Consider the following 25,111-nt stretch of genomic DNA (forward strand, 5'->3'; position numbering starts at 1 on the left):
TCCACGTATCGTCACACGAAGAAGTATGTGAAGAAATCTTAGGGTTCGTTCCGATACGGCATCGGGTCCGCATCGTGATCTATTTTGTTTGCTGCGCGGGGGCGCCGCGCGGTTTCGCTCCTTAGACTTGCTCCCATGGGGATCCGGGTGGCACGGCGGTCGGCGGTCACGCTGGCCACCGCCGGCGCGCTCGCCTCCAGCGGCACCCTCTACCTGGGGCTGCGCAATCTGTTGGCCGGCCAGGCCGACGTCGCGCGCCAGACCATTCCGAGAGCCTGCGACGTTCCGCCGCGCGCCGACGGCATCTACGTTGCCGGCGAGCTTCCCGGCGACGTCGCCGTGCAGCGCTTTCAGCGCGGCATGAGCGTCGATCTGCACCTGATGATCTTCGGCGACTCGACCGGGACCGGCTACGGTTGCTGCTCACCCGAGGAGGTCCCCGGCGCGCTGATCGCCCGGGCACTGGCCGAGCAGACCGGCAAACGGGTTCGGTTGAGCACCAAGGCGCTTGTGGGCGCCACCTCCAAGGGGCTCGCCGGCCAGGTCGACGCGATGTTCGTCGCCGGGCCGCCGCCCGACGCGGCGGTGATCATGATCGGGGCGAACGACGTCACCGCGCTCAACGGCATCGCCGGCTCCGCGCAGCGACTGCACGCGGCGGTGAAGCGACTGCACCGCAGCGGCGCGGTGGTGGTCGTCGGTACCTGCCCGGATTTCGGGGCGGTCAGTGCGATCCCCCAGCCGCTGCGGTTGGTCGCACAGGTCCGCGCCCGGCAACTGGCGCGGGCCCAGACCCGGGCGGTCAAGGCCGCCGGTGGTATTCCCGTGCCGTTCGCCGACTTCAGCGCGCCGGCGTTCCGCGACACTCCGGGGCTGCTGTTCGCCCAGGACCAGTACCACCCCTCAGCCGCAGGTTATGCGCTGGCGGCGAGCCAGTTGATCCCGCCGCTGTGCGCCGCGATGGCCCAGGCCGATTTACGTGCGACGGTGCCGTCGGACTAGATTCGGCTGGAATACCCGATCGCAAGGAGTCATCGTGCCCGAAGCCGTCATCGTCTCAACTGCTCGCTCACCGATCGGCCGGGCCGGTAAGGGTTCGCTGGTCACCATGCGGCCCGACGACCTGGCCGCGCAGATGGTGCGCGCCGCCCTGGACAAGGTGCCCGAGCTCAACCCGCACCAGATCGACGACCTGATGATGGGCTGCGGCCAGCCCGGCGGCGCCGCCGGCTACAACATCGCCCGCGTGGTGTCGGTGCTGCTCGGCTACGACTTCCTGCCGGGCACCACGGTCAACCGCTACTGCTCGTCGTCACTGCAGACCACCCGGATGGCGTTCCACGCGATCAAGGCCGGCGAGGGCGACGCGTTCATCTCCGCCGGGGTGGAGACCGTCTCGCAGTTCGGCATCGGTGCCGCTGACGGCGCCCCGGACAGCAAGAACCCGCTGTTCAACGACGCCATGGCCCGAACCGAGGCGGCTGCTGCCGGTGCCGAGGAGTGGCATGACCCGCGCGCCGACGGCAACCTGCCCGACATCTACATCGCGATGGGCCAGACCGCCGAGAACGTGGTGCTGCACACCGGGATCAGCCGCGAGGACCAGGACCACTGGGGGGTGCGCAGCCAGAACCGCGCCGAGGAAGCCATCAAGAGCGGCTTCTTCGCCCGGGAGATCTCCCCGGTGACGCTGCCGGACGGAAGCACCGTCAGTGTCGATGATGGCCCGCGCGCCGGCACCACCTACGAGAAGATCAGCCAGCTCAAGCCGGTGTTCCGTCCCAACGGCACGGTGACCGCCGGTAACGCCTGCCCACTCAACGACGGCGCGGCCGCCGTGGTCATCACCAGCGACACCAAGGCCAAGCAGCTCGGCCTCAAGCCGTTGGCCCGGATCGTGGCCACCGGTGTGTCGGGCCTGTCGCCGGAGATCATGGGCCTGGGCCCGATCGAGGCGGTCAAGAAGGCGCTGACGAACGCGAAGATGTCGGTCTCGGACATCGACCTGTTCGAGATCAACGAGGCCTTCGCGGTGCAGGTGCTCGGCTCGGCGAGGGAGCTGGGTATCGACGAGGACAAGCTCAACGTGTCCGGTGGGGCGATCGCCCTGGGCCACCCGTTCGGCATGACCGGCGCCCGCATCACCGCCACCCTGCTGAACAACCTGGCCACCCACGACAAGACCTTCGGCGTGGAGACGATGTGTGTCGGCGGCGGCCAGGGTATGGCGATGGTCGTGGAGCGGCTGAGCTGAGCCCCGTTGACTCTGCGCTGAGGGCGGCAAAGTGCGGGTAGCGCCCGCCCTCAGCGCAGAATCAACGCGTCCCAGGCGCGCTGGACGCGGCGAATCACGTTGTGGTCCCGATGTTCGGCGAGCACCTTGACGTGCGTCCATCCGACCTGCTGGATGTACTCGATACGCTCGGCGTCCTTCACGAACTGGGGCCAGCTGGTGCGATGCTGGTCGCCGTCGTACTCGACCGTGAGCATGATGTCTTCCCAACTTGGGGTAGCCGTCCGGCCCGAGAACCGGCATCTGCCGCAGTAGACGTTCGGCATGATCGCGGTGTCATCCACAGCAGAAATGACTCTGCGCTGAGGGCGGGTGCTTCTCGCACTTTTGCGACCTCAGCGCAGAGTCAACGGGAAAAGCTGAAGGTTATTCGCTCTGGAAGTAGCTGAGCAGACGGAGGATCTCCAGGTACAGCCAGACCAGCGTCACCGTCAGACCGAGAGCGATACCCCAGGCGGCCTTCTCCGGCGCCCCGGCCCGGATCAGCTGGTCCGCCGCGTCGAAGTCGATCAGGAAGCTGAACGCGGCGATCCCGATGCAGACCAGCGAGAAGATGATCGACAGCGTTCCGCCGCTGCGCAGACCCAGTCCGTCACCGCCGCCGACACCGAACAGCGACAGCACCAGGTTGCCGATCATCAGAGCCAGCACACCGAACAGGGCGCCGACGATCATCCGGGTGAACTTCGGGGTGACGCGGATGGCGCCGGTCTTGTAGACCACGAGCATGCCGCCGAACACCCCGAAGGTGCCCATCACCGCCTGGCCGATCATCGAACCGGCGTTACTGGTTCCGACCGTGACCGCGGTCAGCACGAACGAGATGGCGCCGAGGAACAGCCCCTCCAGCACCGCGTAGCTGAGCACCAGCGCCTTGCTGTCCTGCCGGCGGGTGAACATGGCCACCATGACCAGCGCCAGGCCACCGAACGCGCCGATGAAGGTCAGCGGGGCCGCCAGCGCCTGATTGGCCGAGACCAGGAAGAACGACGCGATGGCGGCGATGCTGAGCACCCCCAGCGTCATGCCGGTCTTGGTGACGACGTCGTCGATGGTGAGCGGGCGGCTGACCTCCCGCTGGTAGTCGGTCTGTGGGCTCTGCAGACCGGGGTAACCCTGGCTCATCTGCTGGGTTGCGCCGGCGGTGGCTTGCCCTACACCGGTGCCGAACTGCGCGTAGCCGCCCTGTTTGGGCAACGAACGAAATACCGGGTTGCTGGTCTCCCGCACCTTCCCGATCCTCTCCTAATGCTGTCTTGTGCTCCGACACGAAATGTGTGAACAACTTGATCAACGATCCACGACCCGCCGGGGTTCCCAACAGACTGCGGGCCGTTCCTCCGCCAAACCTTACCCGCGGACCGCCGAGCGCGGGAAGGGATCTACATTGCGAAGGCGTGACGAGTGAATCTGACGAGGTACTGGCCCGCGTCGAGAACGGGATCGGTCTGCTGACGCTGAACCGCCCGCAGGCGATCAACTCCCTCAACCTGCCGATGGTGACCGCGATGACCGCGGCGCTTTCTACCTGGGCCGACGACCCGGCGGTGGCCGCGGTGGTGCTGTCCGGTGCCGGCGAGCGCGGACTGTGCGCCGGCGGCGACGTGGTCGCGATCTATCACAGCGCCAAAGCCGACGGCGCCGAGGCGCGGCGCTTCTGGCACGACGAATATCTCCTCAATGCTCAGATCGGCGGATACGGCAAGCCGTACGTGTCGCTGATGGACGGCATCGTGATGGGCGGTGGTGTGGGAGTCGGCGCGCACGCCAACACCCGCGTAGTCACCGACACGACGAAGATGGCGATGCCGGAGGTGGGTATCGGGTTCATTCCCGATGTCGGCGGCACCTACCTGCTCTCCCGCGCGCCGGGCCACCTCGGCCTGCACGCGGCACTGACCGGCGCGCCGTTCTCCGGCGCGGACGCCATCGCGCTGGGTTTCGCCGACCACTATGTGCCGCACGCCGCACTGGGCGACTTCACGGCGACCATCCTTGCCGAGGGTGTCACCGAGGCACTGCAACGCCATGCCGTCGAGCCACCCGCGAGTGCGCTTGCCGCACACCGTGACTGGATCGACGAGTGCTACGCCCACGACACCGTCGCGCAGATCGTGACCGCGCTGGCCGGTCATGTCAGCGCGGACGCCAATGCCGCCGCCGAACTCATCGGCACCCGCTCACCGATCGCCTGCTCGGTGACACTGGAATCGGTGCGCCGGGCGGGTGAGCTGGCCACGCTGGAAGACGTTCTGATCCAAGAGTTCCGGGTGTCGAGCGCATCGCTGCACTCCCATGACCTGGTGGAGGGGATTCGCGCCCAGTTGGTCGACAAAGACCGCAACCCGCAGTGGTCGCCTGCGACACTGGCCGAGGTGAGCTCCGCAGACGTCGAATCGTATTTCGCCCCCGCCGAACCCGATCTAGTGTTTTAAGGAGTCCTTCGAATGAGTTACGAAACGATCCTCGTCGACCGCGACGGACGCGTCGGCACCATCACCTTGAACCGGCCGCAGGCGCTCAACGCACTCAACAGCCAGGTGATGAACGAAGTCACCACCGCCGCGGCGGAATTCGACGCCGACCCGGGCATCGGCGCGATCATCATCACCGGAAGCGCCAAGGCATTCGCCGCCGGCGCCGACATCAAGGAGATGGCCGACCTGAGCTTCGCCGAGGTGTTCGCGGCGGACTTCTTCGCCGCCTGGTCCAAGCTGGCCGCGGTGCGCACCCCGACGATCGCGGCGGTCGCCGGCCACGCCCTCGGCGGCGGCTGCGAACTGGCGATGATGTGTGACCTGCTGATCGCCGCCGACACCGCGAAATTCGGCCAGCCGGAGATCAAACTCGGCGTGCTGCCGGGCATGGGCGGATCCCAACGACTGACCCGGGCCATCGGCAAGGCCAAGGCCATGGATCTGATCCTGACCGGCCGCACCATCGATGCCGCCGAAGCCGAACGCAGCGGCCTGGTCTCCCGCGTGGTGCCGGCCGACGACCTGTTGACCGAAGCCGCAAAGGTCGCGGCCACCATCGCCGGAATGAGCCTGTCGGCGGCCCGGATGGCCAAGGAAGCGGTCAACCGCGCGTTCGAATCCACCCTGGCCGAGGGGCTGCTCTACGAGCGCCGGCTGTTCCACTCCGCGTTCGCCACCGAGGACCAGACCGAGGGCATGGCGGCGTTCACCGAGAAGCGCCCGCCGAACTTCACCCACCGCTAGGGGACCCGCATGTCCGACACGGCCGTCACCGTCGCCGAGCCCGTGTCGCCGGAACGGCCTGCCAAGCCCTGGTGGCTCCGGCGCTACACCTTCACCGGCACGGCGTTCGGCGTGGTGTTCGTCTGGCTCTCGCTGACGCCGTCGCTGCTGCCCCGCGGCCCGCTGTTCCAGGGCCTGGTCAGCGGCGCCTCGGGCGCCGTCGGCTACGGCCTGGGTGTGTTCGCGGTGTGGCTGGTGCGCTTCATGCGCTCCAGGGACTCCAGCCCGTCGGCCCCGCGTTGGGCCTGGGCGGTGCTGGTGCCGGTGGCCTTCGCCGGCATCATCGGCATGAACTTCTGGTTCCACGTCTGGCAGGACCGGGTGCGGGATCTGATGGGTGTCCCGCATCTGGGCTGGCTGGCCTACCCGTGGGCCGCACTGCTGTCGGTGATGGTGTTGTTCGCACTGGTCGAGCTCGGCCAGCTGACCCGGCGGCTGATCCGGTTCCTGGTGCGGCAACTCAATCGAGTGGCACCGCCGCGGATTTCCGCGGTCACCGCGGTGACGATGCTGATGGTGCTGGTCATCGCGCTGCTCAATGGGGTGGTGGTGAAGGTTGCGATGCGCACGCTGAACCACACCTTCGCCGCGGTCAACGATGAGATGGGCCCGGACACCGCCGCACCGGAGAGCCCGTACCGCTCGGGCGGTCCGGGATCACTCGCCTCATGGGAGTCGTTGGGCCGGGAGGGCCGGGTTTTCGTCGACGACGGCCCCACCGTCGACGACCTCACCGCGTTCAACGGAAAACCGGCGAAAGAACCGATCCGCGTCTACGCGGGACTGAATTCCGCGGACGGGATCGCCGCGACCGCGGACCTCGCCGCGCGGGAACTGCAGCGGGCCGGCGGCCTGGACCGCGCAGTCGTCGCCGTGGGGACCAGCACCGGCACCGGCTGGGTCACCTCGCCGGATCCCACGTCGCTGGAGTACATGTACAACGGCAACACCGCGGTCGTGAGCATGCAGTACTCATTTCTGCCGAGCTGGCTGTCCTTCCTGGTGGACAAGGAGAACGCTCGCCAGGCCGGCACCATGCTCTTCGAAGCCGTCGACAGGCTGGTGCGGGAGTTGCCGGAGGCGCGGCGCCCCAAGCTGGTGGTATTCGGCGAAAGTCTGGGGTCATTCGGCGGCGAGGCGCCGTTCATGAATCTCAACAATGTGCTGGCCCGCACCGACGGAGCACTGTTCTCCGGGCCGACGTTCCAGAACACCATCTGGACCGATCTGACCGCCGGCCGCGATCCGGGTTCGCCGGAATGGCTGCCGATCTACCGGGACGGCCGCCACGTGCGGTTCGTGGCGCGTCCCGACGATCTGCAACGCCCGGACGCCCCCTGGGAGAAGCCGCGGGTGACCTATTTGCAGCACGCCTCCGATCCGATCGCGTGGTGGAATCCCCGCCTGCTGTTCAAGAAACCGGCCTGGCTCAGCGAACCTCGCGGCTACGACGTACTGCCGGAAGTGCGTTGGCTACCGGTGGTCACGTTCCTGCAGGTCTCCGCCGACTTGGCGGTTGCGATCAACGTGCCGTCCGGGCATGGACACCACTACACTCAGGATGTCGCCGACGGCTGGGCGGCCGTGCTGCAGCCACCGGGCTGGACACCGGAGAAGACCGACCGACTGCGGCAGCGTCTGCATTCCGACGAAAGTAGTTAGGGAGCACCGTGATCGCCGCAATAGCGCTCCGGCTGGCGCTGGCCGCACTGATCGTCATGCCCGCGGCCGCTGTGGTGGCCCCGGCGCCCCCTGCGGTCGCTTCCGCACCCGGCCCGGTCGACGACCCGGACAACTTGGATCCGCCGCTGGACCCCGGTGTCCCAGCCGACGTGGGTGGGGCGGCCGAACCCGCGGCACCGGCCGACTCGGAACCGCGAGCACCGCACCTTCCGTCGCTACCGGACGTCCCGTCGGCACCGCACGTGCCGACGGAGCCGCACGTTCCACACGTCCCGCACGCCCCGGGGCACCATCACTCACACCACCACTGAGGCGTTCCGACGCGGGCTAGTCGCTCGGCGAAACCAGCACCCCGGCGGTGGCCAGGGCGTGGTAGCCGCCGATGACATCGGTGGCGCGATGCAGGCCCAGATCCACCAGCGCGGCGGCGGCCAGGCTCGAGGTGTAACCCTCCGAGCACAGGATCACCCACTGCACGTCGTCGTCGACCGCCTGCGGCAGTCGGGCGTCGCTGGTGGGGTCGCAGCGCCACTCCAGCACATTGCGTTCGATGACCAGTGCGGCGGGCACCTGCCCTTCCCGCGCGCGCTGAGCTGCCGGCCGGATGTCGACCAGGATCGCGCCGTCGCGCAGCGCGGCGGGCACCTCCTCGGCGGTCATCCGGTGCAGTCGCGCCCGCGCTGCGGCGAGCATCCCGTCGATCCGACTGGTCAGCTGGGTCGCGGTCACGATGCCTCCGGATGTTCGGTGAGTTCGGTGCGCTGCCGGCGCAGCGTGTTGTCGGGCGCGACGTCGTAGTAGGACATCTCCACCAGCGGTGGTGAGTAGGCGTGCACGCTCAGCGTCGGCCCGGCAACTGACGGCGCCCAGACCACGTCGTGGACCCAGCCTCGCGAGAACGAGGCCTGATCGCCGGCGTCGAGCCGCCGCCGCGCCAACTGCGTGCCGTCCCAATGGAATTCGTCCAGTGAGCCGGACAGCACGGTCAACGCGCCCAGCGAATCGCCGTGGTCGTGTAACTCGGTGGCGTGCCCGGGCACCCAGCTGATCAGCCAGATGTCGAGTCGCTCGTCGCCGTGGATCCGGGTGAACCAGCGGCTGTCGGTCGGAAGGCCGGATGTGGGCAGCAGGTGCTCGTAGCGGCCGTCCAGCACCGCGTCGGCGGCCAGGTCGGTGGTCTGCAGCAGGTCGGGCAGCCGCAGCGAGCGGGGCCGGGGGGCCGAACGCCGCAACGCGACAGGGTCAGCGATAACCATGGTGAAAACTCCAGAACGGATGGGGTGGATTCAAGACAGGGGTCGGCGGCAGCACTCAGCTGCGGCAACAACAACCCTGGAATCCGACGTGCTCCATCACGGGACTGACACTACCTAACCAGGCAGCATCAACTCCGCGCCGCCGGCAGCTGCCCCGCTAACGGTCACGGCTCTGACCAGCGTTGATGCCCCTGATCAGCGGGTGGCACCGGTTTTAATCAGCCATGCGAGAAACCCCGCGGTGGCCCGTTCGTTCACAATGGAGACCGTGACATCTTCTGCTTCCAGGCGGGTGGCACTGACGCTCGGCAGCGGCGGCGCCCGCGGCTACGCCCACATCGGGGTCATCGACGAACTGACGGCACGCGGCTACGAGATCGTGGGCATATCCGGCTCGTCGATGGGCGCGCTGGTCGGCGGTCTGCAGGCGGCCGGGCGGCTACATGAGTTCGCCGACTGGGCCCAGTCGCTGACGCAGGGTGCGGTGCTGCGGTTGCTGGATCCGACCTTCACCGCGGCCGGGGTGCTGCGTGCCGGGAAGATCCTCGATGTGGTCCACGAAATCGTGGGCGACGTCAACATCGAGGAGCTGCCCATCCCCTATACCGCGGTGACGACGGATCTCATCTCGGGACGATCGGTGTGGCTGCAGCGGGGGCCGCTGCACGAGGCGATCCGGGCGTCCATCGCCATCCCCGGGGTGATCTCCCCGCACGTCGTCGAAGGGCGGCTGCTGGCCGACGGGGGGATCCTCGATCCGGTGCCGATGGGGCCGATCGCCGCCGTCAACGCCGATCTGACCGTCGCGGTCAACCTGAGCGGAGCCGACGCCGCCGACGTTCTCGCCCCCGAGGACTGCGAGGACACCGACGAGGAGGCGAGCCATGGTTCGACGCCGGCGTGGCTGACGCGCATGCTGCAGAGCACCTCTGCACTGATGGACCGCAGCGCGGCTCGGGCGTTGTTCGGCCGGTTCGGCAACGACGACACCGAACCCGACGGCGAAACCGAGCCCCAACCGGAGGTTCCCAAGCTCGGCAGCTTCGAGGTGATGAACCGCACCATCGACATCGCCCAGGCGGCGCTGACCCGACACCACCTGGCCACGCATCCACCGGATCTTTTGATCGAGGTGCCCCGCACGGCCTGTCGGAGCCTGGACTTCCATTGCGCCACAGAGATAATCGATATCGGACGCAAGCTGGCGGGTCAGGCCCTGGAGTCCGATCGACCGGTCTGAATTCGACCCCTTCAACTAAGGAACTCGGCGATGGCGGCGGCGTACCGACGGCCTTGCTCGCGTCCCGCCCGCGCCGACGGCACCCGGCACGCCGGGTCCAGCGGGTTGGAGCCGAAGGCCCGCAGCGCCGTACCGTCGGCGAACACCGCGTACGCCCGCCCGTCGAATGCCGCGACCTCGGCGGCCGCACCGGCACTGAACGGCGATGGCGCCGATTCCCCGGCAGGCACCAGCACGACGGCCACATCGCAGTCGTCGGCGACGTCGAGATTGACCGAGCTGCGCATCCCGCCGTCCATGTAGCGCCGTCCGCCGATCACCACCGGTGGCCAGACTCCCGGCACCGCGCAACTGGCCGCCACCGCGTCGACGAGGTCGACTCCCGAGTCGGAGTCGAACACCGTCAGCTCGCCGGTGTCGATGTCGATCGCGGTGATCCGCAGGCAGCGCTGCGGCCAGCGATGGGACGGCAGCCGGCGCTCGATGACCCGCCGGCGCACCGCGGCGGGGACCGTCTCGGTGGCCAGCGCTACCGCGCCGATGCGCTGCATCTTCTGGGCGGCCGTGGTGTTCGGCTCGGTCATGGCCGCCAGGAACAGCTCGGCGATCCCCTCGACCCCCACCCCGGGATCGAGTTCGGGCGAGGTCTCGGCCACCTGGCGGGCGAACAGCTCATCGAGACCGGCTCCGCTGCCGATCTGGCCGCTGACCGCCGAACCGGCCGAGGTTCCGACCAGCACATCGGATTTCAGCAGCGCTGCCGCGGTGGCCGGCGACTCGTCAGCGATGCCGCACAGCACGCCGGTCTCCCAGGCAATGCCCGCCACTCCCCCGCCGGCGAGCACTAGGGCCCGTTTACCTGTCATCACCGCGGTCAGCGCTCCAACAGGGTGGCCGGCTCGTTCAACGAGCCAGGCCGGGTGCGGCCCGGCCGGTGATGAGCGGCAGATCGAAGAACCCGACGACGCCGGCCGGGGCCGCGCAGGTCGCCGGGACGGCGTTGACGCAGTGCGCGGCGGTCGCCACGACGCCGGGGTTGCTCTTCAGCCCCTCCTCGACGGTCTCGGGCTGCCAGCCCTTGACGGTGACGAACGTGTTCGGGTTGCCCTGCACCTCCATCTCGTAGCGCTCCTTCGCCGGGCCGAAATTCCAGGGCGGATCGAGGTTCTCCTCGCCCATCAGCCAGTTGACCGTCACCCGTACCACCACCTCGTCACCGACGGTTGCCTCCCAGTGGAACCGGCGGGCGGCGACCTGACCGGGTTCGATGACACCGATCGGAGAGTCGATCGGCGCGGTGGCCACCGCCACCTCCTGCGTTGAGCGGATCCGGTCGTCGGCGGCGAATCCCAGCCGGTCCACGCACAGTCGCACCGACTGCACGAAGCCACTGTCGAGTATTTTCTGCATCGGACCCGTCAGCGCACTGTCGGGTGTGCCGCCGAATCCCATCACGTGGCGCAGCACGTCCGGGGCGCCGTAGGTCCGCAGATCGGAAAACTCTTCGCACCGAACAAAAGTCACCCCGGTGGACATCACCGACAGCAGCAGCGGGAACAGCTCGCTGGCAGCACCGGGAGCGATACCGACACCGTGCAGCGAAGCATTGCCGGCCTGCGCAGCCGCTTCCAACGGCGCAGCCGACCGCGCGCTGGGATAGACCCAACCCACCGGGGTGACGACGTTCTTGCCCGAACGCAGTAGTGCGGCGACCTCGTCGGTATTGGCCACCAGCGGCGCGTAGATGACGGCGTCGGCATCCAACGCCAGCACCTCGTCGATGTCGCTGGTCGTGGTCACGCCCAGCGGCGCGGTCCCGATGATCTCCCCGACGTCCTTGCCGCTCTTGGACTTCGAGTGCACCCAACAGCCGACCAGTTCGAGATCGGGGTGTTCGAGCACGCCTTTGATCGCGGCGACGCCGACCCCACCGGTTGCCCACTGGATCACGCGCAGAGTCATCAGTCACGCACCTCGCTTACCTGATATTCATTGTTGGAGTAGCGGGCCCGGATGGTCTTTTTGTCATACTTGCCGACACTGGTGCGCGGAATGGTGTCGGTGAATGTCCATCGCTCCGGCAGCCACCACCGGGCAACCTTGTCGGACAGGAATTTTCGCAGTTCGGCGGGGCTGACAGCGGCGCCCGCCCGGGCCACCACCACGGCCAGCGGCCGTTCCTGCCAGCGTTCGTCGGGGACCCCGACCACCGCGGCTTCGATCACGTCGGGGTGGGCGATCAGCTCGTTCTCCAGCTCGACCGAGGAGATCCACTCTCCGCCGGACTTGATCACGTCCTTGGCGCGGTCGGTCAAGGTGATGAAACCCTGCGCGTCGATGCGGCCCACGTCGCCGGTGCGCAGCCAGCCGGAGGCGAATTTCGACTCGTCCTGGCCGCGGTAGTAGGAGCCGGTGATCCACGGGCCGCGGACCTCCAGTTCGCCGACCGCAACGCCGTCGTTGGGCAGCGGTCGCCCGTCGTCGTCGACAGTCCGCGCCTCGACCCCGCATATCGGCCGGCCCTGGGTGCCGCGCAGTGCCCAGTGCCGGTCTTCGTCGGTGCCCGGCGGCGGCCACGCCAACGTGGCCAGCGGTGACGTTTCGGTCATCCCCCACAGCTGACGGACCTGCACCGCGTGCTGGTCCTCGAAGGCGCGCATCAGCGAGACCGGCACCGCGGAGCCACCGCAGACCACTTGGCGCAGCGACGAGATATCGTGGCCCGGTTCACGATCCAGGTAGTGCAGGACGTCGTTCCAGATCGTCGGCACCGCGCCGGCCACGGTGGGCCGCAGCTTCTCGATGAGGGCGACCAGCGACGGGGCGTCCAGATGCCGGTCGGGCAGCGCCAGATCCGCCCCGGCCATCAGCGCCGCATACGGCAGGCCCCAGGCGTTGGCGTGAAACATCGGCACGATCGGTAGTACCGAGTCATCCGTCCCGATCCCGACACCGTTGGCGGTGCAGGCCGCCATGGTATGCAGGTAGCTGGACCGGTGGCTGTACACCACGCCCTTGGGATTGCCGGTGGTGCCGCTGGTGTAGCACATGGCGGCCGCCGAGTTCTCGTCGATGACCGGCCAGTCGAACTCGTCGGATTCGGCCGCCAGCACGTCGGCGTAGCGCAGCACGGTCTTGCCGGCGGATCCCAGTGCCTTCAAAGCGCTCGTGTCGCCGTCGCCGACGACGATCACGGTGCGCACGGTGTCGAGCTGTGCCAGCACCGGCGCCAACTGCGGCACCAATGAGATGTCGACCAGGATCACCCGGTCCTCGGCCTCGTTGGCGACGAATACGATCTGCTCGGCGAACAACCGGATGTTGAGGGTGTGCAGCACCGCGCCCATGGCCGGCACCGCCAGGTAGGCGGCCAGGTGTTCGGTGTTGTTCCACATGAATGTGGCGACCCGCTCGTCACCGTTGATGCCGAGTCGCCGCAGGGCATTCGCCAGGCGGGCGACCTGGCCGCCCAACTCGCAGTAGGTGGTGGTGTGGAACCCGTCGCCGGTCATGGTGGTGACGGTGCGGTCGCCGTGGATGCCGGTGGCGTGCCGCAGGATGGCGCCGATGGTCAACGGCCAGTCCTGCATAGTGCTGCGCATCGACCTATTCGACCATGCGCGGCACCGGCCGTGGGGCTGGGGCTACAGCGCGGGTTCGAGTTGCAGCATCCGGCTGACGGCGTCGTCGAGCGCGAGCTGCTCGTGCAGCGACGCCGACGGCGCCGGCAGGTCGGCCAGCGAGGCGACGGCCACCGCACCGTCGAAGCCGGCGATGTACAGGCGGCTGCCGTCCGGGCTCTCCGCCACGCAGGACGGCGCCGTGGTCAGGGTCAGCGCGCCGAGGGCCTCGTCGGTGCGGGCGCACATCACCAGGATGCCGGCCGCGGTGACGAGGTAGACGCGGTCGCCGTCGCGGCTCACGATCAGCTGGATGAGCTGGGTGTCGACGACGAACCCGGCGCCGACGGCGTGGGTACGGGAGTCGACGACGTTCACGGCCCCGCGGCCGTCGGGACCGCTGGTTGCGACGAACAGCCGGGCGCCATCGGCGCTGACCGCGACATCGACGACGGTCGAGGCGACCTTGATGACGTCGACGACGTTGAGTTGCCGGTCCAGGACCGTGACGGTGTCTCCAGTAGGCTGCCGGACCGCCACGTAGAGCCGCCGGCCGTCGGGGCTGATCCGCAGGCAGGCGGCCGCGGCCGCCGCATCGCCGGCCACCCGGACGGCCCCGGCGGGACGCATGGTCGCATCGAGCGCCAGCACCTCGACTCCGGCGGACCCGGTGCGGGTGGCATAGACCCGGCTGCCCATCGGGTCGGCGACGAGGTCTCCGATGCCCATGGCGACCGGGTAGCACCCCGTGACCTCGGCGGTGTCGACATCGATCGCCAGGACGGCATCGAGCGCCATGGAGCCGGCGGTGACGTAGGCCCGCGCGGTGCCGGCGGGGCCGACAGCGATCGAGAACGGCTCGTCGGCCTGGAACACGGTCGCCACGACGGTGCAGCTGGCGGTGTCGATGATCGAGACGGTGTCGTCGCCGTAGTTGGTGGCCAACAGCCGGGTGCCGTCGGCGGTGACGGCGACGCCGCCGATCGGGCCGCGACCGACCCGCACGCGGTCGACGATGCGAGCTCCAGGGCCGGTCAATCCGTAAGCCACCACGTCGTCCACATCGCTCCCATCGATCACACTTCGTATCGTCATTGCACACTCCCCGCGTAGCTGCCGCAGTGGCGCGGTCAGTACGACCGGGGTGCCAGGACGGGGCGTTCGGTCCACCCTAGCGGTGAATTCCAGGTAAAAGGAAAATGTCGTAACTATTGTGATCGAGGTCGCAGGTTAATCCCACAGACCCCAGTTCCCGGCGGCCGCCACGGCGCGGTGCGGGCACCACCAGCAAGCTCGGTCACCCGCTTTGACCAGTGCCGTTGCCGACCGCGGCCAACTTGTGATCTGCATCCCAATTAGTTTTGATTAAGAAACTAAGAAATCTCGCCGAATGAATTCGGTCGTTTTGACCACTGGCCCTTGCAAAACCTCGGGCGGCGGGGTATGTGCGGCAGAACGGCGACGGGATGGCTAGGTGGACGCACCCGGGGCGAAAACGCCGGCCAACGCCGTCAGCGCGGCGGGCACGATCCGGTAGTAAGCCCACTTGCCCCGCTGCGATCGTTCCAGCAGTCCGGCATCCACCAGCGTCTTCAGGTGATGCGAGACCGTCGGCTGGGTCAGGCCCACCGGCGCGGTCAGGTCGCAGACGCACGCCTCGGCGCCGTCGTGGCCGGCGATCAACGACACCAGCCGCAACCGGGTGGGCTCCGCAAGCGCCTTGAGCACAGCGGCCAGTCGCTCCGCCGCAGCCACATCCAGCACGGTGCCGGTGATCGGCGCACAACACAGCGCGAGATCGTCGACCAGCGGCGGTGGGGCCGAGCCGGATTCGCCTGCCATGACGCCAGTATGCCATGAACGCATTGACAAACATCTATTCATTGTGGATGCTTTTCGCATAGACAACTGTCGATGAGAGGAGTGCGCTATGCCCGAGGATGACGGCCCGGAGTTGCGGGAGCAGGTCCGAGCCCGCTACGGCGAGGCTGCCACGGCGATCGGCGGCGGCGCCACCAACAGCGATGTGCTCACCGCCGCAAGTTGTTGCGGGTCCAGTGATTCCGTCGATGTCGGCACCATCTTCGGGGCCGGCCTCTACGACGCCGGTGCACATTCCCAACTGCCCATCGAAGCCGTCACCGCAAGCCTGGGTTGCGGCGACCCGACCGCGGTCGCCGATCTCCGTGCCGGCGAACGCGTGCTGGATCTGGGTTCGGGCGGCGGCATCGACGTCCTGCTCTCGGCGCGCCGGGTGGGGCCGGAGGGCTTCGCCTACGGCGTCGACATGACCGACGAGATGCTCGCTTTGGCCGAGGCGAACAAGGCCAAGTCCGGCCTGGCCAACGTCGAATTCCGCAAGGGCACCATCGAGGACATTCCACTGCCCGACGCCGCCGTCGACGTGGTGATCTCCAACTGCGTGATCAACCTGTCCGTCGACAAGCCCCGGGTGCTCGCCGAGATGTTCCGGGTGCTGGTGCCGGGCGGGCGCATCGGGATCTCCGACGTGGTGGCCGAGAATCACCTCAGCCCGACCGAACGGGCGGAACGGGGTTCGCATGTCGGCTGCATCGCCGGGGCGCTGTCGCAGCAGGAGTACCTCGATGGTCTGGCCGCCGCGGGATTCACCGGCGCCTCGGTGAGCTTCACTCACGAAGTGGCCGACGGGATGCACGCCGCGATCATCCGGGCGGACAAGCCGGCCTGATCGACGTGTGCCCCCACTGGGACTCGAACCCAGACTGGGCGGATTTTAAGTCCGCTGCCTCTGCCAATTGGGCTATGGGGGCGTCGCAGCTCAAAGCGTACTGGCGGCGCCGTCAACGGCATGGCAGGCGGCCCGACTCCCAGGTACGCGTCGGCGCGACGGCCGCTGACCTCACTCCGTGGCCTTCGGATGCCCGGTTCCGGCGTGCCGCGGTGTTGGCCGCGGCATGCCGGCTCAGCGCCTCCCAACCTATGGCCGCTTCGCTGGTGGCAAACCGTAGCTCCCACTCCGCAGCGCCGGCAGGCGGCGCGACCAGATCTCCGCGCTTTGGCGCCACCTAACGGTCGGTCCCGGGCAGCGGGACGGAGCCGAAGTCGCCGTCACTGGGCGCCGCCAGGACCGACACGAGCTCCGGGTCCGCCAACACCTCGGCGGTGTGCCGCCAGGCATCGATCAGCTGGGCCACCGGGGCCGGGTTGTCAATGGATTCAGCAGCCTTCATCGTCGACGTCAGCTCGATGACAAACTCACGGGCCTCGTCGCGCGACAGGAACGAAACCCACGGAAACACCTGGGGAATGACATCGTCCACAACATCCCGAACCGGATCCTGCTGCATCAACGCGACCAGCAACCGCGAGGTCACCGAGGACGTTTCGCGCGCCTGTGCCGCCCGCGAGGCGGTAGTCAGCACCAGATCTTCGGCGTCTCGACGGCGGACCACCAGATACCGGTTCGCCGACTCGTGCAGCCAGGCCTCAACGGTGGCCTTACCACGCAACTGCAGATCGGAGAACGACACGTCCATGACATCTAAAGTACTTTTAAAGTCGACGGACAATGCCGATGTCGCGCCGGCAGAACAGCCACGTACAACAGGACTTAAGCGGACGGGTCTCAGGCGTGCTCGGGGCAGTAGTTCACCGCGGCGATCCGGGCGAACTCGGCGGCGCGCTGCAAGGTGAAGCCCGGATTGGTGGTCTGCACCGCGACAACGGTGTCCATCGGGCTCAGGCCGGCGTCCATCAGCTGGCACACCGAGTGACCGGCGGAGATCGCCACCTGGTCGGAGCCCCGGTGGCTCAGGCCTGCTCCCGACAGCGCGGTCAGAAAGGCCGCGTCGCTGCCGACCGGGTCGGCGTGGCCGGGCGCGGCAAGGCCCATCATGGCGGTAACCCCTGCTAGCAGCAGAAACCGTTTCATGGCTCGTTAGTCTCCTGAGCGTTGGTTAAAAGCGTGTTACGGACCGTTTACTCCCCCGGATCGGGATGTTAAATCCGCGTTACCGGGGCCTCACGCCGACGGCGGGCCCACGGTGGGCGCTTCGTCAACATCAGCGGTGTCGGCGGTAACCCATTGCGCAGCAACCGATTTAATGATCCATGGCTGCCTCCAGAACGCCCGCCGCCGACACATTGCGGGCTCGTCGTGGCCGGGGTCATCTCACGATGGCGCCGAAACCCGGTGGAGGTCACCGAATGCCGTTCTTGCACTGCTTTTGGTTCGGTGCTGCCCGCCTGCGCCGGCGAGCGCCCGTCAGATGACCGCCGCCGTCCCGCCGCCGGCAGGCTGCGCACCCTCGTAAAAAGTTCGCGCAACGGGTTAAGAAGCGGTTAACCAGCTTTCACAATCGGCCGGTGATACGAGACCGTGGTCGCAAGAACCGACAAGCATCCGTTTCGTGAGGAGATGGCCAGATGTCTTTCGTGACTACGCAGCCGGAGGCCTTGGCGGCTGCCGCCGGCAACCTGCAGGCGATCGGTTCGGCGCTCAACGCCCAGAACGCCGCCGCGTCCGCACCGACCACCGGTGTCGTCCCCGCGGCCGCCGACGAGGTGTCGGCGCTGACAGCCGCGCAGTTCGCCACGCACGCCACCCTTTACCAGTCGGTCGCCGCGCAGGCCGCCGCCATCCACGAGATGTTCGTGGCGACGTTGAACGGCAGTGCCGAGTCGTACGCGGCCACCGAAGCCGCCAACGCGATCGCGGCGGGCTAGGCCGCGCCGATGCTCGATTACGGAGCGCTGCCCCCCGAGGTCAACTCCGGGCGCATGTACACCGGCCCGGGGTCAGCACCGATGATGTCGGCCGCCTCGGCCTGGCGCGCCCTGGCCGCCGAGCTGGCCGCCGCCGCCCACTCCTACGAGACGGTGATCACGCAACTGTCCAGCGAGGATTGGCTCGGTGCGGGTTCGGCCTCGATGTCCGCGGCGGCCACGCCCTACATCGCCTGGATGGACACCACCGCCGCGCTGGCCGAGCAGGCCGCCAGCCAGGCCACGGCAGCGGCGACGGCCTTCGAGACGGCCCGGGCGGCCACGGTGCCCCCGGCGGTGGTGACGACCAACCGGGTGCAGCAGTCCGCGCTGGTCGCGACCAACATCCTGGGCATCAACACGCCGGCGATCGCGGCCCTCGATGCGCTCTACGCCGAGATGTGGGCCCAGGACGCCGCTGCGATGTACGGCTACGCCGGCGGGTCGGCCGCCGCGTCGCAGGTCACGCCGTTCAGCGCGCCCGCCCAGGCCACCAACGCGGCCGGCCACGGCAGCCAGGCCGCCGCGGTCGCCCATGCCGCCGGAACCGCAGCGGGACACAATGCTCAAGTGTCACAGCTGATTTCATCGTTGCCGAACACACTGCAGAGCATGGCGTCGCCGCCCACCGGGGCCGCGGCGTCGACCGATTGGATCGAGTCCGCCATCGAGTTCCTGTACAACGATCCGTTGAACGGTGTCGGATACTTCCTGGGCACCCCGCTGTACAGCTTGTTCAACACCATGGGCACCGGTGCGGCCTTCATCCCGTCCAGCCTGCTGCCCAGCCTCATCGGTTACATGACCGGCGGCGGATTGAGCACCGCAGGCGGCAGTGCACTCGGAAGCGGCCTGGGCCTGGGAGCGGCGCTGAGTCCCGGCGGAGCACTCGGTGCCCTCGGGGCGCTCGGCGGAGGGGTCAGCAGCGCCTTCGGGGTGAGCTCGGTGCCCCCGAGCGTCGCCGCCAGCGTGGGGCAGGCGTCCCTGGTCGGGTCCTCGTTCTCGGCGCCGGCGAGCTGGGCGGCGGCCACTCCGGCCGGTGCCGCATCCCTTGCCTCGCAGCCCGCCGGCTGGGCGGTGCCCGCGGAGACCCACAACAACATGGCCTCCATGCCCCCGCCGGTTCCGACCGGGGCCGGGCGGCCCGGAATGAACTACGGCACTCCGCGTTACGGTTTCCGGCCCAAATTCATGCCGAAGCCGATGGTGGTCTGACCCATGATCGACTACGCAACGCTGCCACCGGAGGTCAACTCCGCGCGGCTCTACGCCGGCCCCGGCTCGACGCCGATGATGGCCGTCGCCTCCGCCTGGCGCGGGCTTGCCGCGGAGATCTCCTCGGCGTTGACCTCCTATGAGACCACGCTGACTCAGCTCGTCGATGAAGCGTGGATGGGACCGGCATCGGTGTCGATGACTGCCGCCACCAAGCCCTATCTGGCGTGGCTGACCGACACGTTGGCGAAGGCGGAGGACACCGCCTCTCGGGCCACAGCTGCAGCGGCCGCGTTCGAGGCGGCTCATGGGGCCACTCCTCCCCCAGCCGTGATCGCGGCCAATCGCGCCCAACAGAAGCAACTGGTGGCAACCAACGTCGTCGGCCAGAACTCGGCCGCGATCATGGCCAGCGACGCCCAGTATCTCGAGATGTGGGCACAGGCCGCCAACGTCATGTACAGCTACGCGGCGTCCTCGGCGACGGCGACTCAGGTGACACCGTTCAGCGAGCCCAACCAGACCACCAACCCCGACGGAACGGCTAACCAGGCCGCGGCGGTCGGCCAGGCCAACGCGACCGCCGCCGGCAACACCGCGCAGAACGCGCAGACGGCACAGCTGATCTCGTCGCTGCCCAATGCGCTACAGACGCTAACCTCGCCGGCGCCGACCGACCTGCCACCACCCACGCTTGCCGGGCTCGTCGAGGCCTTCTTCAGGAATGCGTCCATCAACGGTGTCGTCTCGCTGCTGACCTACCCCCTCAACGGCGGGATGAGCTTCGTGGGGACATCGGCGGCGTTCACACCGGCGAGTTTGATCCCGACCATGACCACCTTCTTCTCCGGCAGCGGTTTCAACGCCCTGGGTGGTGGTTCGGCCGGCGCCGGCATCGGTGCCCTGCTGGCACCCGGCGGGCCACTGAGCAGCCTGGGCGCACTGGGCGGTGGCACCGCGGGCGCGGCGTCGGCGGCAGCCGGTGCGTTCACCGCGAGTGCCACCACGCCGGCGATATCGGCGGGCGTGGGCCAGGCGACACTGGTCGGCGAGTTGTCCGCGCCGCCGGCGTGGGCCGCGGCCGCCCCGGCGGGCACCGCCGCCACCGGCGACGCGTTGCAGGCCAGCAGTTGGTCGGCCGCCCCGGAGGAGATCGAATCGATGGCGGCCATGCCCGGCGGGATGCCGCTGGGCGCCGACCGGGGCGGCTTCGGTCTCGGTACCCCCCGCTACGGTTTCAAGCCGACGGTGATGGCCCGGCCGGTCGTCGCCGGATGACGCAAATTCACGCTACGACAATCAAGTTCAGATAAGGAGAGACAAGTGGCAACACGTTTTATGACCGACCCGGATGCGATGCGGGCGATGGCGGGGCGTTTCGACGTTCACGCGCAGACGGTGGAGGATGAGGCCCGCCGGATGTGGGCGTCGTCGACCAACATCTCCGGTGCGGGGTGGGGTGGTCTAGCCGAGCGGACCTCGATGGACACCATGGGTCAGATGCAGACGGCGTTTCGCAACATCGTGAACATGCTGCACGGGGTGCGCGATGGGTTGATCCGTGACGCCAACCACTACGAGCAGCAGGAAGCTGCTTCCCAGCAGATCCTGTCGAGCTAGAAGGAGAACCACAGATGAGCATCAACTACCAGTTCGGTGATGTGAATGCCCACGGTGCGTTGATCCGTGCTCAGGCTGCCTCGTTGGAGGCCGAGCACCAGGCGATCGTGCATGACGTGTTGGCGGCCGGGGATTTCTGGGGTGGCGCCGGTTCGGTGGCCTGCCAGGAGTTCGTGGCGCAGTTGGGCCGCAATTTCGCGGTGATCTACGAGCAGGCCAACGCCCACGGTCAGAAGGTGCAGACCGCCGGCAACAACATGGCCAACACCGACGCCTCGGTGGGCTCCAGCTGGGCCTGACCGAAGCCGCAACAAAGCAAACCGGCGCAGCGGAGGGGGCTGCGCCGGTTGTTTTGTATTCGGAGGACATCAAGGACTCATCAAGGTTCGATCCGGCGCCGTTAAGAGCGCGTAAGGGTCACGGCTAACCGAGCACCGTTGCGGCACGGTGGATCTCGTGGCCGGCACCGTGTCGGCCGGTTCGGTTAGGAGACAGCGATGTCGTTCGTGAGCGCTCAGCCTGAAGAGCTGACGGCCGCGGCCGGCGAATTGACCGGTATCGGCGCAGCGATGGCCGCCCAGAATGCGGCTGCCGCCGCAGCGACCACCGGGGTGGTCCCCGCGGCGGCGGACCCGGTGTCGGCGCTGACCGCCGCCCAGTTCGTTGCGCACGCCGATCTGTACCAGTCGGTCAGTGCCCAGGCGAATGCCATCCACCAGATGTTCGTCACCACGCTGATGACCAGCGCCGGATCGTACGAGGCGACAGAGGCCGCCAACGCGATCGCGGCCCGGTAGCTCCAGCGACGTCAAACGGAACCAAGAAATGATCGAATTCGGTGCGTTGCCACCGGAAGTCAACTCCGGCTGGATGTACGCCGGACCGGGTGCGGCGCCGATGATGGCCGCCGCCGCGGCCTGGCATGGTCTGGCCGGCGAACTGGGCACCACCGCCACCGCCTACCAGGCCGTAGTCACCCGGATGGCGGGTGAACTCTGGCGGGGATCGGCGTCGGCATCGATGGCCGCCGCGGCCGCGCCGTACGTGGCGTGGCTCAACACCACCGCCGCACAGGCCGAGCAGGCCGCCACCCAAGCCACCGCGGCCGCAGCCGCTTACGAGACCGCCTTCGCCATGACGGTTCCGCCGCCGGTGATCGTGGCCAACCGCAGCCTGCTGATGGCCCTGGTGGCGACCAACTTCCTGGGACAGAACACCCCGGCGATCGCGGCCACCGAGGCGCATTACGCCGAGATGTGGGCCCAGGACGCCACCGCCATGTACGGCTACGCGGGGTCCTCGGCCGCCGCGGCGCAGGTGACCCCGTTCACCGACCCGAGTCCGACCACCAACCCGGCCGGCCAGGCCGCGCTCACCCAATTGATCTCCACACTGCCGTCGACGCTGCAGAACCTGGCGTCGCCACTGCAGCCGACATCGGTGACCGGGATTTCGGGCAACCTGCTGGACCCGGCCAACCTGGGATCGATGGCGAGCTCCGGGGGCTCGAACCTGGTCGGGGTGCTGTCGAACCTTCTTGGCATCGCGGGCAACGTCGGCGGCGGTCCCACACCGGCACTGGCCGGGTTCCCGGGCTTGCCGGGGCCGGTATTGGCCGGCGCCCCGGGCATAGGCGGCCCGGCCGGCTTGGGTGGGATCGGCGCCGGGGTGTCCGCGGGTGTGGGCCGGGCCGCTTCGGTCGGCATGCTGTCGGTGCCGCCGGCGTGGGCCGCAACCTCGCCCGCCGGCAACACCGCCCCGCCGCTATCGGGTGCACCCTTGACCACCGCTACCGAGCGCGGGCTGGGCGCCATGCCGGCCGGGATGCCGATCGGCTCGCTCGGTGCGCGCGCCACCTCGGCGACCGCAGCGCCGAACTACGGGTTTCGGCCCACCGTCACGATGCATCCGGTGGCGGCCGGCTGAGCAGGAGAGGAAATCCCTGACGGATTGACCGCCTGCAGGAACTCATCGCCCAAGTACCTGTGCGAATAAACCGTCAAGAATCCTGGCAAGGGCGTTAAGAACCCGTAAACGCCTTCGGTGATCGGGCGTCCGGCCGGAAACAGTGGACCCTGCACTCGGCCGAAGGCCGCCCGTTTTCGATCAGGAGAAGTCATGTCCTTCGTGACCACCCATCCCGAGGCGATGGCGGCGACCGCCAGCAACCTGCAAGCGATCGGCTCGGCGATGACGGCGCAGAACACCGCCGCGGCCGCACCCACCACCGGCATCGCCCCGGCCGGCGCCGACGAGGTCTCGGTCCTGCAGGCGACCCAGTTCGCCGCCTACGGGCAGCTGTACCAGCAGATCAGCGCACAGGCCGCGGCGATCCAGGAGATGTTCGTCAACACCTTGCGCACCAGCGCCGACTCCTACGGCAGCACCGAGACCGCCAATTCCGCAGCCGCCGACGCCTCGGCGGCTGGTGGCCTGCTGGGCGGGCTCACCGGCGGATCGGCCGCCGACCCGGCATACGGGCTGACCGCAGTGGCCAGCAACAGCGCCATCCTGGCCGCCATGCAGGCCGGCACCATCGGCTCGGCCGCCTCGGAGTTCACCGGGTTGGGCAAGGGTTACATCACCTCCCCGTCGGGGGTGGTCCACCACGTCGCGCCCTCGGATTCCGGGATGCCCTCGGCGGGTCTCACCGGCCAGCCGGCGCCGGCCACCGCGGCAACAGCGGCCTCGGCGGGCGCGGGCCAGCCTGCGGCGCGGACCACGGGCGCCCCGCTGCCGCCGGCCTGGGCCGGCGAACCGGCCCCGGCGAGCGCCACACCGGCGACGCTCTCGGGCACCAGCACCGCGGCCGCCGCGCCCCGCGCTTCGACAGCGGCTGTGCCCGCCGGGCTGCCGGCATCCTCGAGCGAGCAGGGCAGTCGCGGCCGGCTGCGCTACGGCATCAAGCCGAAGGTGATGCCCCGCCCGCCGGTGGGCTGACGGCAGACACGCGGTTACCAGCGAACGGAATTGACACGACATGGACTTTGGCGCTCTACCCCCGGAGATCAACTCCGGCCGGATGTACGCCGGCGCCGGAGCGGCGCCGATGATGGCCGCCGCTGCGGCATGGAACAGTCTCGGCGCGGAACTGTCGACGACCGCGGCGTCCTACCAGTCGGCGATCGCGGCGCTGACCGGCGAGGAGTGGCAGGGGCCGGCGTCGGCGTCGATGGCCGCGGCCATGACGCCATACATCAATTGGCTCAACACCACCGCGGCCGCTGCCGAGCACGCGGCAGCCCAGGCAATCGCTTCGGCCGCCGCATTCGAAGCGGCGTTCGCGATGATGGTGCCGCCACCGGTGATCGCCGCCAACCGGGCCCAGCTGGCCGCGTTGGTCGCCTCAAACTTCCTGGGCCTCAACACTGCGGCGATCGCCGCCACCGAGGCCCAGTACGCCGAGATGTGGGCACAGGATGCCATCGCCATGTACGGCTACGCGGCCAGCTCGGCGAGCGCCGGCACACTACAACCGCTGTCCTCACCTACTTCGGTCAGCAACCCGCTCGGCACGGCAGGCCAATCGGCGGCGGTCGCCCAGGCATCGGCCGGCAATACCCAGAGCGGGTTGTCCCAGCTGGTGTCCGGGCTACCCAACACGGTGCAGAACCTATCCTCGCCGCTGAGCGCAGCGGCCGCCCCGGCCCAGGCCGGGGATTTTCTGTCCGATTTCATCGGCTCGACGCAGAACATCGGGATTTGGAACGCGATCCAGACCTACAGCACCTACGGGGTGACCGCCGGGTCTTGGCACCTGTTCGCCGGCATCTCCAGCGCCATCGCCATCGCCTCACCCGGCGTCGGCGCGGCCGGCAGCACGATCCTGGCGGATTCGCTCGATAGCCCGGCCGGGGCGCCCGGCCCCGGCGCTGCGGCGGCCGGCTCGGCCCCGGTACTGGCCGGGGTGGCCCAGGCGGCCCCGGTCGGGGGACTGTCGGTGCCGTCGACCTGGCCGGGGGCACTACCGGGCGGGGCCGGCGCGGCGCCGTTGATCACCTCCGAGTGGATTCCCGGTGCAGTCGAGGAAGGACAGTCGATGACGGCGGTGCCGGCCGGGGTCGGTGCCGCCGGGGCGGCCGCAGCGCGCGGCGGTCGCAGTTTCAGCGATCCACGGTACGGATTCAAACCAACCGTGATGGTGCGGCCGGTCGCTGCTGGCTGATGACGGCGGTTGC

The 25,111-nt window shown here is 68.7% G+C and carries 28 protein-coding genes and 1 tRNA gene; 17 read left to right on the plus strand and 12 right to left on the minus strand.

Going from position 1 to position 25,111, the window contains the following annotated elements:
- Window positions 1-135: 135 nt before the first annotated feature.
- Together G6N19_RS04060 and G6N19_RS04065 are read left to right on the plus strand one after the other, a co-directional pair.
- A complete protein-coding gene (locus G6N19_RS04060) occupies window positions 136-1,002 on the plus strand; it encodes an SGNH/GDSL hydrolase family protein (RefSeq protein WP_013827963.1) in 867 nt (288 codons plus the stop codon).
- A gap of 34 nt (window positions 1,003-1,036) precedes the next feature.
- On the plus strand, window positions 1,037-2,254 hold the full coding sequence (locus G6N19_RS04065) for an acetyl-CoA C-acetyltransferase (protein WP_193465813.1): 1,218 nt from the start codon (window positions 1,037-1,039) through the stop codon (window positions 2,252-2,254).
- A 50-nt stretch (window positions 2,255-2,304) separates the two neighbouring features.
- On the opposite strand, the gene G6N19_RS04070 is transcribed toward G6N19_RS04065, so the two are convergent.
- The gene (locus G6N19_RS04070; RefSeq protein ID WP_193465814.1) at window positions 2,305-2,577 is read right to left on the minus strand and encodes a hypothetical protein; all 273 of its coding nucleotides are present in this window, start codon (window positions 2,575-2,577) and stop codon (window positions 2,305-2,307) included.
- Between the two features lie 82 nt (window positions 2,578-2,659).
- A complete protein-coding gene (locus G6N19_RS04075) occupies window positions 2,660-3,523 on the minus strand; it encodes a Bax inhibitor-1/YccA family protein (protein ID WP_193465815.1) in 864 nt (287 codons plus the stop codon).
- A 167-nt stretch (window positions 3,524-3,690) separates the two neighbouring features.
- On the opposite strand from G6N19_RS04075, the gene G6N19_RS04080 reads away from it, so the two are divergent.
- From G6N19_RS04080 to G6N19_RS04095, 4 genes are read left to right on the plus strand one after another with little or no spacing between them, the layout of a single operon-like run.
- Window positions 3,691-4,728 carry an enoyl-CoA hydratase/isomerase family protein gene (locus G6N19_RS04080; protein WP_013827959.1) on the plus strand — a complete coding sequence of 346 codons (1,038 nt, stop codon included), beginning with the start codon at window positions 3,691-3,693 and terminating at the stop codon, window positions 4,726-4,728.
- A gap of 12 nt (window positions 4,729-4,740) precedes the next feature.
- Window positions 4,741-5,514, plus strand: a complete 774-nt coding sequence (locus tag G6N19_RS04085; protein WP_013827958.1) for an enoyl-CoA hydratase — start codon at window positions 4,741-4,743, stop codon at window positions 5,512-5,514.
- A gap of 9 nt (window positions 5,515-5,523) precedes the next feature.
- Window positions 5,524-7,215: an alpha/beta hydrolase gene (locus G6N19_RS04090; RefSeq protein ID WP_193465816.1), complete on the plus strand. Its 1,692-nt coding sequence runs from the start codon at window positions 5,524-5,526 to the stop codon at window positions 7,213-7,215.
- A gap of 8 nt (window positions 7,216-7,223) precedes the next feature.
- Window positions 7,224-7,547: a hypothetical protein gene (locus G6N19_RS04095; protein WP_041317299.1), complete on the plus strand. Its 324-nt coding sequence runs from the start codon at window positions 7,224-7,226 to the stop codon at window positions 7,545-7,547.
- 16 nt (window positions 7,548-7,563) lie between these two features.
- Here G6N19_RS04095 and G6N19_RS04100 read toward each other — a convergent pair whose 3' ends face one another.
- The gene (locus tag G6N19_RS04100; protein WP_193466293.1) at window positions 7,564-7,929 is read right to left on the minus strand and encodes a rhodanese-like domain-containing protein; all 366 of its coding nucleotides are present in this window, start codon (window positions 7,927-7,929) and stop codon (window positions 7,564-7,566) included.
- A 32-nt stretch (window positions 7,930-7,961) separates the two neighbouring features.
- Complete coding sequence (locus tag G6N19_RS04105; RefSeq protein ID WP_193465817.1) at window positions 7,962-8,492, minus strand: cysteine dioxygenase; 531 nt, start codon at window positions 8,490-8,492, stop codon at window positions 7,962-7,964.
- A gap of 292 nt (window positions 8,493-8,784) precedes the next feature.
- Between G6N19_RS04105 and G6N19_RS04110 the strand changes: the two genes are divergently transcribed.
- Window positions 8,785-9,732, plus strand: coding sequence for a patatin-like phospholipase family protein (locus G6N19_RS04110; RefSeq protein WP_013827954.1), 948 nt, complete (start codon window positions 8,785-8,787; stop codon window positions 9,730-9,732).
- 11 nt (window positions 9,733-9,743) lie between these two features.
- Here the strand turns inward: G6N19_RS04110 and G6N19_RS04115 are convergent, their stop codons facing one another.
- The 5 genes from G6N19_RS04115 to G6N19_RS04135 form a co-directional block, all read right to left on the minus strand.
- Window positions 9,744-10,598 (minus strand): patatin-like phospholipase family protein, encoded by an 855-nt coding sequence (locus G6N19_RS04115; RefSeq protein WP_193466294.1) that lies wholly within the window; start codon window positions 10,596-10,598, stop codon window positions 9,744-9,746.
- A gap of 37 nt (window positions 10,599-10,635) precedes the next feature.
- The gene (locus tag G6N19_RS04120) at window positions 10,636-11,694 is read right to left on the minus strand and encodes an NAD(P)H-dependent amine dehydrogenase family protein (RefSeq protein ID WP_041317295.1); all 1,059 of its coding nucleotides are present in this window, start codon (window positions 11,692-11,694) and stop codon (window positions 10,636-10,638) included.
- Window positions 11,694-13,334: a long-chain fatty acid--CoA ligase gene (locus G6N19_RS04125; protein WP_193465818.1), complete on the minus strand. Its 1,641-nt coding sequence runs from the start codon at window positions 13,332-13,334 to the stop codon at window positions 11,694-11,696. Before G6N19_RS04125 ends, G6N19_RS04120 begins: the two co-directional genes overlap by 1 nt.
- A gap of 42 nt (window positions 13,335-13,376) precedes the next feature.
- A complete protein-coding gene (locus G6N19_RS04130) occupies window positions 13,377-14,447 on the minus strand; it encodes a YncE family protein (protein ID WP_232062518.1) in 1,071 nt (356 codons plus the stop codon).
- Between the two features lie 375 nt (window positions 14,448-14,822).
- Window positions 14,823-15,194, minus strand: a complete 372-nt coding sequence (locus G6N19_RS04135; protein ID WP_193465819.1) for an ArsR/SmtB family transcription factor — start codon at window positions 15,192-15,194, stop codon at window positions 14,823-14,825.
- A gap of 88 nt (window positions 15,195-15,282) precedes the next feature.
- On the opposite strand from G6N19_RS04135, the gene arsM reads away from it, so the two are divergent.
- Complete coding sequence (arsM, locus tag G6N19_RS04140; RefSeq protein ID WP_083040376.1) at window positions 15,283-16,062, plus strand: arsenite methyltransferase; 780 nt, start codon at window positions 15,283-15,285, stop codon at window positions 16,060-16,062.
- A gap of 8 nt (window positions 16,063-16,070) precedes the next feature.
- Here the strand turns inward: arsM and G6N19_RS04145 are convergent.
- From G6N19_RS04145 to G6N19_RS04155, 3 genes are all read right to left on the minus strand, one after another.
- A tRNA-Leu gene (locus G6N19_RS04145) sits at window positions 16,071-16,144 on the minus strand.
- Window positions 16,145-16,399: 255 nt separating this feature from the next.
- Complete coding sequence (locus G6N19_RS04150; RefSeq protein WP_193465820.1) at window positions 16,400-16,870, minus strand: hypothetical protein; 471 nt, start codon at window positions 16,868-16,870, stop codon at window positions 16,400-16,402.
- 89 nt (window positions 16,871-16,959) lie between these two features.
- Complete coding sequence (locus tag G6N19_RS04155) at window positions 16,960-17,265, minus strand: DUF732 domain-containing protein (RefSeq protein ID WP_013827946.1); 306 nt, start codon at window positions 17,263-17,265, stop codon at window positions 16,960-16,962.
- Between the two features lie 494 nt (window positions 17,266-17,759).
- Between G6N19_RS04155 and G6N19_RS04160 the strand changes: the two genes are divergently transcribed.
- From G6N19_RS04160 to G6N19_RS04200, 9 genes are all read left to right on the plus strand, one after another.
- Window positions 17,760-18,059 (plus strand): PE family protein, encoded by a 300-nt coding sequence (locus G6N19_RS04160; protein ID WP_013827945.1) that lies wholly within the window; start codon window positions 17,760-17,762, stop codon window positions 18,057-18,059.
- 9 nt (window positions 18,060-18,068) lie between these two features.
- Entirely contained in the window at window positions 18,069-19,313 is a 1,245-nt protein-coding gene (locus G6N19_RS04165; RefSeq protein ID WP_193465821.1) for a PPE family protein, read from the plus strand.
- Between the two features lie 6 nt (window positions 19,314-19,319).
- On the plus strand, window positions 19,320-20,591 hold the full coding sequence (locus tag G6N19_RS04170; protein WP_193466295.1) for a PPE family protein: 1,272 nt from the start codon (window positions 19,320-19,322) through the stop codon (window positions 20,589-20,591).
- A gap of 45 nt (window positions 20,592-20,636) precedes the next feature.
- Complete coding sequence (locus tag G6N19_RS04175; RefSeq protein ID WP_013827942.1) at window positions 20,637-20,933, plus strand: WXG100 family type VII secretion target; 297 nt, start codon at window positions 20,637-20,639, stop codon at window positions 20,931-20,933.
- 14 nt (window positions 20,934-20,947) lie between these two features.
- Entirely contained in the window at window positions 20,948-21,232 is a 285-nt protein-coding gene (locus G6N19_RS04180) for a WXG100 family type VII secretion target (protein ID WP_013827941.1), read from the plus strand.
- A gap of 198 nt (window positions 21,233-21,430) precedes the next feature.
- Window positions 21,431-21,730: a PE family protein gene (locus G6N19_RS04185; protein ID WP_193465822.1), complete on the plus strand. Its 300-nt coding sequence runs from the start codon at window positions 21,431-21,433 to the stop codon at window positions 21,728-21,730.
- 28 nt (window positions 21,731-21,758) lie between these two features.
- Window positions 21,759-22,859: a PPE family protein gene (locus G6N19_RS04190; protein ID WP_013827939.1), complete on the plus strand. Its 1,101-nt coding sequence runs from the start codon at window positions 21,759-21,761 to the stop codon at window positions 22,857-22,859.
- A 192-nt stretch (window positions 22,860-23,051) separates the two neighbouring features.
- Window positions 23,052-23,873, plus strand: a complete 822-nt coding sequence (locus tag G6N19_RS21520) for a PE family protein (protein WP_013827938.1) — start codon at window positions 23,052-23,054, stop codon at window positions 23,871-23,873.
- 40 nt (window positions 23,874-23,913) lie between these two features.
- Entirely contained in the window at window positions 23,914-25,098 is a 1,185-nt protein-coding gene (locus G6N19_RS04200) for a PPE family protein (protein ID WP_193465823.1), read from the plus strand.
- Window positions 25,099-25,111: the final 13 nt, after the last annotated feature.

This window comes from Mycobacterium novum, assembly GCF_010726505.1.
Lineage (GTDB): Bacteria > Actinomycetota > Actinomycetes > Mycobacteriales > Mycobacteriaceae > Mycobacterium > Mycobacterium algericum.